Source organism: Chroococcidiopsis sp. TS-821 (assembly GCF_002939305.1).
Taxonomy (GTDB): domain Bacteria; phylum Cyanobacteriota; class Cyanobacteriia; order Cyanobacteriales; family Chroococcidiopsidaceae; genus Chroogloeocystis.
This window is the reverse complement of sequence record NZ_MVDI01000008.1, coordinates 1-14,307: the sequence shown is the minus strand read 5'-3', so window position 1 is coordinate 14,307 and position 14,307 is coordinate 1. Positions and strand designations below refer to the sequence as shown.

Annotated in this window: 13 protein-coding genes; 12 read left to right on the top strand and 1 reads right to left on the bottom strand. The window is 39.2% G+C overall.

Annotated features, from left to right (window positions below):
- The first annotated feature begins 12 nt into the window (after positions 1 to 12).
- From B1A85_RS17830 to B1A85_RS17780, 11 genes are all read left to right on the top strand, one after another.
- Positions 13 to 2,079 (top strand): tyrosine-protein kinase domain-containing protein, encoded by a 2,067-nt coding sequence (locus B1A85_RS17830; protein ID WP_104548091.1) that lies wholly within the window; start codon positions 13 to 15, stop codon positions 2,077 to 2,079.
- An 18-nt stretch (positions 2,080 to 2,097) separates the two neighbouring features.
- Complete coding sequence (locus B1A85_RS17825; protein ID WP_104548090.1) at positions 2,098 to 3,471, top strand: O-antigen ligase; 1,374 nt, start codon at positions 2,098 to 2,100, stop codon at positions 3,469 to 3,471.
- Positions 3,464 to 4,642: a glycosyltransferase family 4 protein gene (locus B1A85_RS17820; RefSeq protein WP_104548089.1), complete on the top strand. Its 1,179-nt coding sequence runs from the start codon at positions 3,464 to 3,466 to the stop codon at positions 4,640 to 4,642. Before B1A85_RS17825 ends, B1A85_RS17820 begins: the two co-directional genes overlap by 8 nt.
- A 201-nt stretch (positions 4,643 to 4,843) precedes the next feature.
- The gene (locus tag B1A85_RS17815) at positions 4,844 to 5,962 is read left to right on the top strand and encodes a glycosyltransferase (protein WP_104548088.1); all 1,119 of its coding nucleotides are present in this window, start codon (positions 4,844 to 4,846) and stop codon (positions 5,960 to 5,962) included.
- Positions 5,963 to 6,019: 57 nt separating this feature from the next.
- The gene (locus B1A85_RS17810; protein ID WP_104548087.1) at positions 6,020 to 6,880 is read left to right on the top strand and encodes a sulfotransferase family 2 domain-containing protein; all 861 of its coding nucleotides are present in this window, start codon (positions 6,020 to 6,022) and stop codon (positions 6,878 to 6,880) included.
- Positions 6,881 to 7,008: 128 nt separating this feature from the next.
- Entirely contained in the window at positions 7,009 to 7,800 is a 792-nt protein-coding gene (locus tag B1A85_RS17805; protein WP_104548086.1) for a heparin lyase I family protein, read from the top strand.
- A 135-nt stretch (positions 7,801 to 7,935) separates the two neighbouring features.
- Positions 7,936 to 8,385 carry a PssD/Cps14F family polysaccharide biosynthesis glycosyltransferase gene (pssD, locus tag B1A85_RS17800; protein ID WP_104548085.1) on the top strand — a complete coding sequence of 150 codons (450 nt, stop codon included), beginning with the start codon at positions 7,936 to 7,938 and terminating at the stop codon, positions 8,383 to 8,385.
- A 209-nt stretch (positions 8,386 to 8,594) separates the two neighbouring features.
- Positions 8,595 to 9,119, top strand: coding sequence for a glycosyltransferase (locus tag B1A85_RS17795; protein WP_246841463.1), 525 nt, complete (start codon positions 8,595 to 8,597; stop codon positions 9,117 to 9,119).
- A 35-nt stretch (positions 9,120 to 9,154) separates the two neighbouring features.
- Positions 9,155 to 10,087, top strand: a complete 933-nt coding sequence (locus B1A85_RS17790; RefSeq protein WP_104548083.1) for a glycosyltransferase family 2 protein — start codon at positions 9,155 to 9,157, stop codon at positions 10,085 to 10,087.
- A 203-nt stretch (positions 10,088 to 10,290) separates the two neighbouring features.
- Positions 10,291 to 11,169 (top strand): polysaccharide lyase, encoded by an 879-nt coding sequence (locus B1A85_RS17785; RefSeq protein ID WP_104548082.1) that lies wholly within the window; start codon positions 10,291 to 10,293, stop codon positions 11,167 to 11,169.
- A gap of 33 nt (positions 11,170 to 11,202) precedes the next feature.
- Positions 11,203 to 11,922, top strand: coding sequence for a methyltransferase domain-containing protein (locus B1A85_RS17780; protein WP_104548081.1), 720 nt, complete (start codon positions 11,203 to 11,205; stop codon positions 11,920 to 11,922).
- Between the two features lie 114 nt (positions 11,923 to 12,036).
- Here the strand turns inward: B1A85_RS17780 and B1A85_RS17775 are convergent, their stop codons facing one another.
- Positions 12,037 to 13,509: a polysaccharide lyase gene (locus B1A85_RS17775; protein ID WP_104548080.1), complete on the bottom strand. Its 1,473-nt coding sequence runs from the start codon at positions 13,507 to 13,509 to the stop codon at positions 12,037 to 12,039.
- 681 nt (positions 13,510 to 14,190) lie between these two features.
- On the opposite strand from B1A85_RS17775, the gene B1A85_RS17770 reads away from it, so the two are divergent.
- Positions 14,191 to 14,307: sugar phosphate nucleotidyltransferase (locus B1A85_RS17770; protein ID WP_148669260.1), on the top strand; the 117-nt coding region annotated here is incomplete at its 3' end.

The following is a 14,307-nucleotide window of genomic DNA, read 5'->3' as shown; positions in this document are numbered from 1 at the left end:
CTGAGAAAGAATATGAACCACATAGTCAATATCATCCGTAGACACTGGATGCCCTTGTTGCTGCTAAACGGTGTCGTGCTTGCTGCCACACTGTATTCAGTCATTTATACAAAGACGAATGTTGCTCCCGTGTGGAAGGCAACTGCTAAGTTAAATCTTCCCCAACCAACAACGCGGTTGGACACTAATTTAGGAACTTTAGGTCAAATACAGAATACCGCACTAGGATTTACGCGAGAACTGAATCCTTTGCAGATTCAGATGGCAATTTTAATGAGTGATACCGTTATGGAGCGGACGCTGGCGGTAGATCCAGAAAAAAGCTTGTTTCCACGATTGAGTGATTACAAGTTGGCATTTAGTGCGACACCGCAAGAGCAATCAACAATTATTAACTTACAAGTCAAAGCTTCTAGTCCAGATATTGCGCAAAGGCGATTAAGCAACCTGATTAATATTTATCAGCTTCGTCTTAATGAACTGCGCCATCAAGATACAAACGTCCGCAAGCAATTTTCCCAAACTGATTTAGAGGAGGCGCAAGCGCAGTTAGCAAAAGCGCAAGCAGAGTTAGCTAGTTTTCAACAAGCGACTGGATTGACAGAAGTAGCAGAACAAACAAGGGCATTGATTGCTCAACAGCGAGAGTTAAGAACAACCTACACCAATGTACTATCACAAGCTCAAGCAAACCAAGCTCAAGCACAAGCTGCATCGGAACGTTTAGGAATCAATGCGCAACAGGCAATGAATTCATTGCGCTTAGGAGAAAACAGAGAATACCAAGCAATTCGACAAAAACTTTCTGATGCTGAAACTGCGCTAGCAGAAGCACGAAGCCGGTATACCGATGAAAGTCCGCAAGTGCAGTCACTGCTGTCTCAACGTCAAGAATTGATGCAACTGCTGAATCAGCAAATTGCGATCGCGGCTCCTGGGGCAAGTGCCAACCAAATCGATCCGACGCTTGGTGGTAATGGCACTCGCGATAGCCGAATTGAGATGATTGCTGAACTGATCCGAGCGCAAAATAATGCTGCTGGATTACAGCAACAAGCGAATCAAATTGCTAGTGAAATCAATCGCGTTAATGCGGAACTGAACAACATTGCTCAAAATAGAGCGCAGCTGATAAACTTGCAGCGACAATATGAGATTGCTGAGGGAGTCTACAAGAGTATTCTTGCTCAAGTTGAACAAACAAAAACGAACCCGTTCAATGTGTATCCCAACGTCCAAACTTTGGATGCACCTGCTATCGATCCAAAACCGGAAGAACCAAGCAAACGGGCGATCGCACTTGGTGGAATTTTGGCAGGATTATTCGGCAGCATCAGCTTAATTTTCTTCTTAGAGAAGCGCAATCCTATGCTGCGTCCCAAAGATCTCGAACAGGTGGAATTTCCAGTTTTGGGTCGGATTTCTCGACTCAAACGTGCCGATATGGAACGCAACTTGTCTGGTGAGGTGGCAATTGAATTACAACGGCTGGCTTCTGCGGTTTTGATGTTAGAGCATCAGCGGTTGTTAGTGACAAGTTCTACCTCAGGTGAAGGTAAGACGACTGTAACTTTAGGACTTGCTTTGGCTTTAGTTAACTTTGGTTTCCGAGTCCTGATTGTTGACGGTGATTTACGTCAAGCTGAGCTGAGTCAGCGTTTGGGACAGCCGCAGAAAAAACTGAAAGATGGTCAGCCCTCACCAGTTTCAGTCTGTTTGGGATTGGACTTGTTACCAGCACCAGCGCTTTCTAAAGGAAAAATTCCTGAATTTTTTGCGCGTGGTAGTTTTCAACAATATCTAGACCAAATTCAAGCTGATGGCGGTTACGACTATGTTTTGGTTGATAGTCCACCGATTGGTTTAGCAAGCGAAACAAATCTAATGAGTTCAGTCGTGCGCAATGTTCTGTTTGTCGTGCGTTCAGGTAAGAGCGATCGCTATGCAGTGATGGATGGCTTTGAACAACTTGCACAGCATCACGCCCAAATTATGGGGCTAGTCGTCAACTATGTTGAACCCAAAGATGTTGGCTATCGCTACGGACGTCAGCGCGAATTAATCGAAACCGAGGCTTAGTTAATTTTAAATAAACTGATGACTCAGCTGTATAAACCGAGATTTGCTGCCGCAACAGCGCAGCAAGACCAACTTGTTTCTGGTATCTGGATTCGCTGGCAAGCTTTAACCCTGCCAGAACGCATTGTCTGCGCGAGTATTGTCCTGATTCCCCTGTGGTGGTTGCTAGGAATCTACAGATACTTTGCTACTGTATTATTGCTGGGTGTTGCTGTTTATGAATGGCAAAAATATGGGGAATTTCGACTTAAAAGCCCGTCTTTGCCTGTTATTGCTTTAATTAGCTTTGGAGCCTATCAAATAGGCAAAATTATTGTGGCATACTCGGTTTCAGGAAGAGATACCTTCACTACGGTATTTCTTCTGACTTTTTGCCCGGCAATCTGGTTGTGGTACGTCCAAAGCAATCACATTAAAGTTCGCATAGAAGTGGTGACTTGGGCTTGTACGGTAAGCGTTGTCCAAATGGTCACCTTCTGGGCTTTGCTACAATTCGTCATTCCAGAAACTTTGTTTTTTCCACCTCGCTTTCAAAATGTTTATGCCTTTCTCACGGGGCAAGGAGTGATTGAAGGGTTTATTAACAACCCTAATTTTTTACAACCTTATGCAAATTACGGCAATTCAATTGGCGTACGTCGCTATAATTTGTTCTTCATTTATCCTGAATTTTTTGCAATATTTGCTGGCTTCATCGGTATAGTTGCTTTAGAGATCAAAAAACGTTTTTGGTCGTTGCTTCTTCTTTCGGGAAGCGTATTCTTAATTGTTATTAGTGGGACGCGGGCAGTTTGGGTTTCTTTTCCCATCGTAGTTATTCTGTATTTCTTACTCAAGAATTTAACTAAGTTTTGGGGACCTCCAATTATTTTTGCGTTGATAGCTTTAATTAGCTTCACAACGCTCTCGCTTCCTCCGATAACAAGTACGATTACAAATACATTTTCACAAACGACGCAGTCTGTCAGTGAAGCGCGGGAAGACTCTACAGATGTCCGCAACGCTATCTATCGCCAAACATGGCAAGACCTTCTCGGTAATGAAGATGCACTCATTTGGGGATTTCCTAGTGCTGGAGGTGCAATTCAAGTTACTGGTAGTAACAAAAATGCGGTCGTTGGATCGCACAGTTTTATTTTGGGGAATCTACTATACCGTAATGGAATCATTGGCACAACAATTTTTGCGGTTTTTTGGGGTTCGCTCTTTTTGTGGCTTTACCGAACCCGCGCTGGTAGACCCATGTGCTGCTTTTGTATCCTAATTTTTTATACATTGCTAGCTCCAACAACTCCTGTCATATATGAGATGCATGTATCAGGGTTGTTAATTGCGCTGTGTGTTGCGCTACGTAGTCCAAAACCTAAGTTGTCAGGAGTGCGTCATGCGTAAACTTTTAGTTGTGCCAGTGTTTCATCATGCTTTAGGAGGAGCGACAGTTTCTCTGGCGTTGATGCTTAAAGGTTTTCAGCAATGTGGGACGTTAGATCAAGTCTGCGTTCTTTTGAGATCTAATTCTTTAATGGAGCAGTATTTGCGTCAAGCAGGTCATGAAGCTTGTTTGCATCTCATTCCCGAACAAGATTTGACGCAGTTTATGAAGCAAGCACTGCGTTGGGTCAATCAACAACCTCCGGATTGGCCTTTGCTGTTAGAAAACTGCGTAGCTCGGCAAGTGTTACCAGCGATGTTGCAAGCAGCACCTGCACTTCGATTGAGTCGTCGCCCTGTTTACCTTGTTTTTCGCGACTTAGCAGATTCACCACATCGCCTTGGTAGCTTAATTAGAAAAGTAACGCTCAGCAGTCTTGCTCCCTACGCAATTTGCAATTCGCAATTTACGGCGCAGCATATCAGGAGATTAGTTCCTAATGCTCGCGATGTTCTTTATCCTCCGGTCGATCCCGAACAGTTTAACGCACGGCGAAATGTGCCTCCTCCAGAAGAACTACTACCAATTCTGGCTTCAGGTGCGCGGGTTATTCTGACACCTTCGCGGATTAGCAAAGAAGATATTGCCAACGATAAAAACTTGCGATCGCTCCCAAAAGTGTTAGCCCATTTAAAAGCTGCTGGTCATCATTATCATGGAGTCATTATTGGACAAGACACATCCTCCGCACAAGCTCATAGTCGTGCTTTAGTTGCACAAGCTGAAGATTTAGGAGTTGCAGATCGCTTTACAATTCTACCGCCCGCGTTAGACATCGAGAACTACTATAAGTATGCTGATGTTGTCGTGACACTTGCTCCTAGAGAACCTTTTGGTCGCACCGTTGTCGAAGCGATCGCCTGCGGTGTACCCGTTATTGGCAGCTGTACTGGCGGTATTGGAGAAATCTTGCATAATTTCGCTGCTCAATGGACGGTAGCTCCATACGATCCAGTAGCAGCGGCACGCGCAATTATACGTGTTGTTAATGCGCCCGACACTCCTAGTATTCTTACTCGCGGTCAAAAATGGGTCGAAGTCAATTGTAGCCTTAGACAATATGCCCAAAAAATCATGAAGATTACAGGCTTACAATCCACTCATTTTTCTGAAACTCAACTTGTTCTTTGAGCTCTCTAAGAAACACGAAGAAATTTGCAAAATAAGATTTATTAGAAGATCGCAAATAAACAAGAATGGTCTTCTCAATCAAGCAATCATCATATTGAATATTAAGCGCAAAGAAGCGTTACTCTATTAACCTTTCATACTTGCTTCTCAATCAATCCTTTCTTCTCTTATCCCTGACCTCCGATTCCTATATATACTGCCATGAGAAATATTGGCATTTACCGAAGAGTTTTTCCGCTTAAATCCGAAGCTTTTATCAAGGAACAAACACAAAACCTATCGCGATATCAACCAACATTTATCGCTAATACTCTTCTAACAGAAATTCCCTTTCACAATATTGCTTTGAGTCAAAGTGATTTTTTGGGATTTAAACAAAACCTATTTCTTTTAACGCGCTCTCCTCATCTTTTTAAAAAACTTTTCAATTCGGAAGTAATTGACTTAATTCATGCTCATTTTGGTCCAGATGGCGTATATGCAATGGCTTTAGCCGAAAAACTAAAAATACCGTTTTTAGTAACCTTTCATGGCTACGACATTACTATCTCTCGTAAAGCTTTGTGGCGCAAAGGTAAATTCTTGTACTATCAACTGATTTTTCATGAAGAAGAACTCAAAAGAAAAGCTGCAGCCTTCATTGCTGTTTCTCAGTTTATTCAAGATAAACTTTTAGAAAAAAAATATCCAGAGGAGAAAATTATTCAGCACTATATTGGAGTAGATACCACTAAATTTTCCCCTGGAAAAAAAGCAGCAGAGCGCTACATTCTCTGTGTAGGCAGACATACCCACAAAAAAGGTATCGACACGTTGCTGCGCGCCTTTGCGCAAGTTGCACGTAAACACTCGGATGTTAACCTTATTCAAGTAGGAACAGGCGCTTTAACTGAAGAATTGCACGCATTAGCAAAAGCGCTTGGTCTTGAGCAACGCATACGTTTCCTGGGCGCTCAAACGCATGAAAAGGTTTTAAACTTAATGCGTGGTGCTGAAATCTTTGCCCTTGCTAGCCAAACTGCTCCAAATGGAGATTGTGAAGGTTTACCCATTGTACTTAATGAAGCTTCTGCTTGCGGTATTCCGGTTGTTTCGACTAAACATAGTGGCATTCCTGAAGCAATTATTGATGGAGAAACTGGCTTTCTAGTTTCTGAAAGAGATTACATGGCTCTAGCAGATAAACTTGACATCATCTTATCCAATCCTGATTTAGGAACCAAAATGGGACGGCAAGGTCGCAAGCTTGTTTGTGAGAAATTTGATTTACATAAACAAACTCTCAAACTAGAAGCTATTTATGACTCACTTGTGGCATAACAGCCACTAACAAACTTAGTAAAAATAAATACATTCGACATACTTTAGGTAAGATATATGGTTAGTAATCTGCTAACGACACCATCTTTTGATAAAGCTCTGAGAACATTAGATGCGATCGCGGCGATCGGTAATAATGTTCTTGAAGGTTCACTTGATACCAAGATTTTTTACTTACACCTTCACAAATGCGGAGGAACTTCTATTGCTCAGGCTATTAAAGCTTGCTATCAAAGCTTTTCTAGCATTATTGAGCACAATACATTCCACTTAAATGGAGCAGCAGCTTCTAGTGCAGCACGCAAATACTTTGAAGATACACCAATAACAGCGGAAGATAATGACTACTTGATTGGAAAATTTCGAGAAAGTCTACTGTTGTATTATATGTGTCAGCCAAATATTAACTATATTGCTGGTCACTTCAGCTTCAGTGAAGCTGCTTATCAAAATTTTTCTGATAAGTACGCATTTGTTACTGTTCTCAGAAACCCAGTTAAAAGATTAATTTCTGCTTACTTCTACAGCCAGCAGGAAATCTCCAAACTTTCTGAAGAAGACCTTCTAAACTTCTTAGACTCAGAAAGAGCTTTAAGAGGTGGATATATGTATGTCAAGAGTATAGGGGGTCTTGTTCAAAGTGGAGATTATACTTCAGAAGCAGCCATAAAACGAGCACAAGAAAACTTACACAAGTTTAGACTTATAGGTTTTTTAGAGCATAAAGAAGTATTTATTGAACAGTTTGAACAAAAGTTTGGTCGAAAACTGAAAATCAGAAATTACAACCAAAACAGTAAAGCAAAAACGGCTAAGCAATCTCTTATCTCTGAAAAAATAGAAGCAAAAATACGAGAAATATGTCAACCTGACATGGAAGTGTATGAGTATGCTCTTACTCACTTTCTTTCAAGGTAAATTAGATGTTGAATTACGAAAAGTTTGAACAAGTTATTGCTTAAAAAAAGCAAAAATATTTCTCTTGAAGCCTGGTGAATTTCGAAAGTCTGAATAAGTATTGGGAAATAGCTGTGTGAGGCTCTAAGATGATGAAGTTTTGGGCTCAATTACCAATTAGTGTAGCCGTAGTACTTATTTTATTTACAAATAAATCACAGGCAGATATTATTGATTCTGTTACTCAAAGTATTGAGCAAGCAAGAAGACTTGAATTCTCAACTGCATCTGGTGGAGCAACTTGCAATCAACTCGTAAATGCTAGCTCAATTGAAGGCATGAAGTATGCGTTTAAACATTGGGTGAATTTATGCGGCGAGCGCTCTGAGTTAGTAATGAAAAAAACTGAGATCGGCAAGACTTATTGGTATGGCTGGTCTATGTTTATTCCATCTAATTGGCAGGATACTTCTGTAGGGTACGATATAGTCAATCAATGGGCAACATATCCTACAAATAAAAAGTTTCGTCAAGGTTGTGGAGGTAATGGTTCTTACATTGCTCGTACTAATGAAACATTTACCTTCAATTTACAGTACCAAGGCGACGTTGCACAGATTGTTTGTAATAAGTTTCCACTTGTAAGTGTTACTGATGCCAAAGGAAAATGGGTTGATTTTGTCATGCACGTGAAGTGGACTGGAAATAAAGACGGTTTTCTGCGACTTTGGACGAGGGTAGGTAACGAACCTTATAACCTTAAGATTAATCACGTAGGTTCTACTTATTGGAACGACGAAGATACTGGTCCATATTTTAAAATGGGATTATATAAAGGCGATCCTAATTTTGAAGGTCCTTCTCCTAGATATTTATATACAGCTCAATATCGTTTAGGCGATGCCAAGTCTACCTTTCGAGACGTTGCTCCTTCTCGTTAGCTGCTAAACTTTGTGTGATGTTCATTAAATTTAAACTTATCCAAGAAGTTTATAGGCAATCTCTAGGAATGAACTCGTGCATTTTTAAGGGCTTAATATAGCATCATTAACATTCCGATCTAGGGAGTTCAACAAATGAAACTACTACTAGTGTGTAATCCGGGCGGTCATTTCTCTACTATGTTAGGTCTAAAAAGTTTTTGGTCTGCTTATCAAAGAGAATGGGTAACTTATCCCCACTATGACACCAGAAAATTAAGTGAAAAAGAAGTAGTTCATTGGGTAACTATGCAAGAAGCTCGCATGTTAGGTCGGGCAAGCATTAATTTTATTAAGGCTTTAAAGATTTTATCTCAAAGTAAGCCAGATCTACTGATTTCGACAGGAGCAAGTTTAGCTGTACCATTTATTTTAGCTAGTAAAATATTTGGTATTAAAACTGTATTTATTGAGAGTATTTCCCGCACTAGTAGTTTAAGTCTCACAGGAAAAATTGTTTACAACCTTGTTGATGAATTTTATGTTCAGTGGCCGGAATGTGTAAATATTTATCCAAAGGCTCAATACAAAGGTATTGTTACTTAAATTTTATTCAATAGCGACAATCACAAGACAACTTGTCGTGAATTCTAATCAAAATACAGCCGAACAAAGGGAATTTATTTAGTTAATATTTTATATTTTGTTGAATCTTATACAGTTGCCAATGAAATTAGCTCGTATATGCAGATAATATTCATCTTGGCTGACAAGGCATTAATAAATTGCAGGCTAATACGAGCTTTTCAATCGCCTTGAAGCCTAAATTGAGGTTTGTTTCAATGATTGTTTACACACTTGGAACTATTTTCTTTCCCTTTGATCGGGCTGTTTTTTGGTTGCAGGAACTACTAGAAAGAGAAATCATAGTTGAGCCCGTATTACTGCAACACGGGGCAACCAACGCAGATAAACTGAACCATCCACTACTGACTAGTGTAGCTTCGCTAACAATCAGCGAAATGCATGATGCAATAAGGCAATCATCTTTAGTTATTTCTCATGCTGGTCAAGGTTCCACGCGGATGTTAGCAGAAATGGGGGCTTGTTTCGTCCTAATACCTAGGTTAAGGCGTTATGGAGAACACGTGGACGATCACCAGTTACTCTTTGCACGCGCTGTAGAAAGATTTGGCGTACCTCACTGTACTGAGTTAGAGCAATTGATTAAGTATATTAAGCAACCTCCAGTTCCTTTGAAAAATAAGCTGTTTAATGCTCCTTCGCTTGCTGAACATTTGATTGTTCGATACAAGCTTGCAGAACTTCAAACAAAGTAGAGCTACTCCTTTTTGTTAATTAACACGAGAGAAAAATGAAAGATCAGCCAAGAGTCAGTATTGGTATGCCTGTATACAACGGTGAAGTTTACCTTGAAGCGGCATTAAACTCATTGTTGGCTCAAACATTTGAGGATTTTGAAATTATTATTTCTGATAACGGCTCAACTGATAAAACAGAAGACATTTGTAGAGCATATGCTGCTCAAGATCGACGTATTCGTTATTATCGAAACGAGCAAAATTTAGGAGCCGGTTGGAATTTTAATCGCGTGTTAGAGCTATCTACAGGTGAGTTCTTTAGATGGGCTTGTCACGATGATGTATGTGCTCCGGAACTCTTAGCACAATGCGTTGCAGTGCTAGATGCGCATCCTGAGGTAGTTTTAGCTTACCCGAAGACTATTGTGATTAATGAATACGGGCAGGAAATAGAGAAATATGTGGATGGTTTTAATCTGCGATCGCCAAAACCACACAAACGGTTTGCGCAATACCAAAAGTTAGTTCGTCACGGTCATGGGTGTCATCCTATATTTGGATTAATCCGTACAGATGTTTTAAAATCAACTGCTTGGATGGGTAGTTACCCTTCCTCAGATTTAGTCCTGCTAGGAGAACTTACTCTCAAAGGCGAATTTTACGAAATTCCTGAATATCTATTTTTAAAACGAGATCATCCAAATACATCAGTAAGAGCGCACAAAGCATTTAGAAAAAGGCTTGCATGGTACGATCCTAACAAAAAAGGACAACTTTATTTAACTCGATGGAAGTGGTTTAGCGAGTACATAGCAGCAATTAAACGAGCTCAAATAACCTCACAAGAAAAGTTTTTGTGTTTTCTGCAAATGCGCAGATGGTTGATGTGGAATTTAGCCTTTCTTTTGAAAGACTTACTCAAAGCTACGTTCTGGCCTGTACTAAGACCTTTTCTGTCTTTAGAACTAGGTAAAAGTAGTACATAATTCAGACGAGTAGAAGTAAATAGTACTTTCCATATACCTTGCTAGGTCTTACATATCTTATATCTTACTATGTCTTACATACACTCATTTTGTATGTAAGATTCTTTCTTTCAAGAAAATATGTAAGCTAAATGTTATCAAACAACTACTTTGGATAAAGAGGAAATATAGACAATTGCAGTTTCAGCGATATAACTAAAAAAATGTCTCTCAATCTAGCCCTCAAGGTCTCTCTTCATATTGCTTTATTGACCTCTATAAGTTGGCTCAGCTTTCTTTGGACGAGAACAATAACTGGTAATACAGGTCATTCGAGAAACGTCATTTTTAGCGAAACATTTGAGGCAGGAAGCTTAAATAACTGGAGAAATAATCTAGACTGGAAGCATAAAGGCAAAAACGTTACAAAGCCAGGAAAGGAAATCTGCTGCGATCACTCAGTTCAGTTAGATGATTCTGTTGCTAGAGAAGGTCGCTATGCTGCTCGGTTTACTCTTTATAAAGATGACCCTCTTGCTTCTAACAATAAAAGAGCAGAGTTAAGACTAGGTGCTGTTCCTACCAAATCAGAATATTGGTATGGTTTTAGTATTTATCTTCCTCCTGGGTTCGTAAAAGATCCATCCTATGAAATTGTTACTCAATGGAATGCTAGACCAGATTTTGACTTAGGAGAGAGATGGCGAAGTCCGCAACTTGCATTAATGATTGCAGATGGAAAATGGCACGTACACCGACGTTGGGATCATCGTCGAGTTACTAAAAATAATAAACCTGCTGGTAGAGAAACAATTGATTTAGGAGCATATCAGACAGGGGTATGGACTGACTGGGTATTTCATGTCAAGTGGTCGTATGAAGATGACGGCTTAGTTGAAGTCTGGAAAAATGGCAAGCTTGTTATGAGAAAAACTGGACCTAATACTTATAATGACGAAGTCGGTCCCTTCCAAAAATTTGGCATTTACAAAACGGATTGGAAGCATAATCCTGAAAAATCTAAAGCTAATGTTCGAGTTCTTTACTTTGACAGTATCCGTATGGGAGATGCGAGTGCAACCTATGCAGATGTTGCACCTTAATACAGTTTAAGAGTCCCCCTAAAGAGGTTTATTATGCTCTTTAATGTTAGCAGCCTTAATCCAGCAAAAATTTTAACTAAAATTTCTGATGAAAGAAAATCTAATTCTCTATCCAATCATTTAAGAAAAAGAAGATTTATTCAGTTTAAAAACTTTGTTGAGAGCTATGCTAGTAAAGCAGATAGCTTGAGGATAATTGACGTAGGTGGAACACCAATCATTTGGGAAAATAATCTTTCATGGTTAAAACAAATTGGTTTAATCAAAAATATAGAGGTGACAATCACTAATATTAAAGAGTACAAGTCAAACAATAAAATCATAAATTGTGTGATTGCTGATGCGACAAATATGCAGCAATTTCAGGACAAGCAATTTGACATAGTTTTTTCAAACTCTGTTATTGAACATGTTGGCGACTACAAAGCTCAGCAATCAATGGCAAACGAGATCCTTAGGATAGGGAAGAGATATTTTGTACAAACGCCAAACTATTATTTTCCTATTGAGCCTCATTTTCTCTTTCCCTTCTTTCAATTTTTGCCACTGCAACTTAAAGTATGGCTTATTACTCATTTCGATCTGGGATGGAGGAAGAAAACATCTAATCGCGAAACTGCAATTATGTTGGTAGATTCAGTAAAACTACTGACAAAAAAACAATTGATGGCACTATTTCCTGGAGCAAATATTTTTGAGGAGAAAGTTTTTACTTTAACAAAGTCTTTTATCATGTATGGTGAATCACCCTAGAATCTTGAAACTAGGGCAACTGAGTGACAATCAATATCAAAAACTTTGGATGTTCAGTTCTTGGAATAGCCCGCCTTAAATTGTTTTAGATTCAAGCGGGCTACCATGTATCGCTCATTCAACTTTCAAATTATCGAAAGTCGCTGAGTTGTTGAAGCTACCAAATCCAACTTTGCCACTATTGAAGGTAGTATCTTGAACAGTAGCTTGTAAAATGTTGTCGCGATAGACATTAATCGTATTGCCACTTCGCTCTACTTTAATACTGTAGGTAGTTCCTCCTCGGATTAAGGAATTAAAGTTAGCAACTTGCGTAGCAACTCCTGCAACTACCTTAAAAATTCCGTTAGTTTTATCATCATCGCTTTCATTAAAGCTAGCGTAGTAGTAGTTGTTAGGATTTTGGTAATTAAAGATGATTGAGAAATCATCCCATCGACTTGAAGTAGCAGTGGCGCTAGCATCTGCAGTTAATGTGAAGTCACCAGATATGGATTTATTGTGAACTGAGATATTGCGATTAGGAGATTGCGGAAGACTGCGATCGCTATCTCGCAGTTCGTACTTTCCGTTACGAACACTCCAAGTTCCCCCTGATTCAACTGTAAAGTTATTACCACTTGTAGTAGAAGAGAAATCTTCAAAAATCAGTAACTTTGGAGTTTCAGGTAGTGGTTGTGGTTTTTCAGGTTTTGGTTGTGGTGCTGGTGGCTTAGGTTCTATTGTAGAACCCCCAGGAGCAACTTCTTCAAAGCTAGAGTTAGCATCACCTAAACGATATTCATCAGTATATAAAACACGCGGTGCTGCTCCCTTAAAGTTAGGATCGCCTTTGTATAACCCCATTTTGAAGTAAGGTCCTTCACCTTCATCGTTCCAGAAAGTGCGTCCTTTGTAGTCTACATTTTGAGTGTACGTACCATTACCAACTTTCGTCCAAAGCTTCAAAAATCCATCTGTATTACCCGTCCATTTAACGTGCATGACAAAATCAACCCATTTACCTCGAAGTTCAGGGAGAGTTCCTAAGTTGTAACTTGTACACTCAGAATCTGCATTTTCTCCTTTACGTTGAAATCTAAAGCTAATGTTGTTACCACTTCTCATAATGTATGAGCCATTAGCTCCGCAAGCAAACCTCCCATTTCTAGGAGAAGGATAAGTTGCCCATTGCATGAGAATATCGTAAGCATCAGACGGGTCTTGCCAATCTGAGGGGATGTACATTGACCAACCATACCAGTATGTTTGCCCAATTACAGTTTTCTTCATTGCAAGTTCTGAACGTTCGCCACAGCGATTTACCCAATGGCGAAAAGCTTGTTTACCGGCTCTAATTGGATGAATGGTACTGCCCATTACGCTAGTAACATTTTCTAACTTATTACAGGCACTCCCTCCTTTATCTTGTGCAAACTCTCTTCCTCTAGCATTACTAATGTCATCAGTTACTGAATCAATAATAGCTGCCAATGATTTATTAGCATTTAGGGGTAAAACAAATGATGTACTTACTAATATTCCTAAAATAGAGAAGCTAACTTTTCTTGCCAGTTTTCTAGAATAGCTATTGTTTTTAACTGCCATAACTTATTAGTGAGTAAGGAAATTGATGCAATTGAAAATTAGAGAATTCTGAACCTTAATAGTTCAAGAATTGCCTTTGAAATTACAAGTATTGTGACTTTATGTTTTTTTCATAAAACTCATCACAATTTAAAGTTAATGTCTCAATTGCTGATGTTTCCAGAGGGATTTCACTGATCTACTTTTCTGTGAAAAAACACAGAAAAGTTAATTGCTTTTTCGAAGTTATTCAGTGAATATACAGAGGAAATATGCTGTAATTGAAAAATAAACAAAAGGTTTAAAAACCTCTTGAATAGTGGCGATTTCAATGAAAATGTTTGAACCAATGTATTAGGATGAGAATTTTTGAGGAAATTGAAGATTAATGTTTTTCTGAAAAACATTGATATGCTCTTTTAAAACCTAAACCTTTGCAATACAGATAAATTCATGATCTGTACAGGTATTTTTTCTTCTCATAAAAAAAACAAAAAATGCTTGTAGTTGCATTTACTCAATGCATGCGTGTTTCTAACAGCATTAGTAGACAATTCAGTAGTACCACTTACAGTAATTTTATTCATCAATTCTTCTACTAGAAGAATCAATTTGATGCGCTGTATTGCAGATATTGAAAATATTGCTGTCAGTGCTTAGTTCAAAAGAAACAACCAATTAAACATTTAGTGAGGAAAACCAATGAAAGCGGTAATACTAGCAGGGGGATTGGGGACAAGGATCAGTGAAGAGACAACAATCAAACCGAAGCCGATGGTAGAGATCGGGGGCAAGCCAATCTTGTGGCACATCATGAAA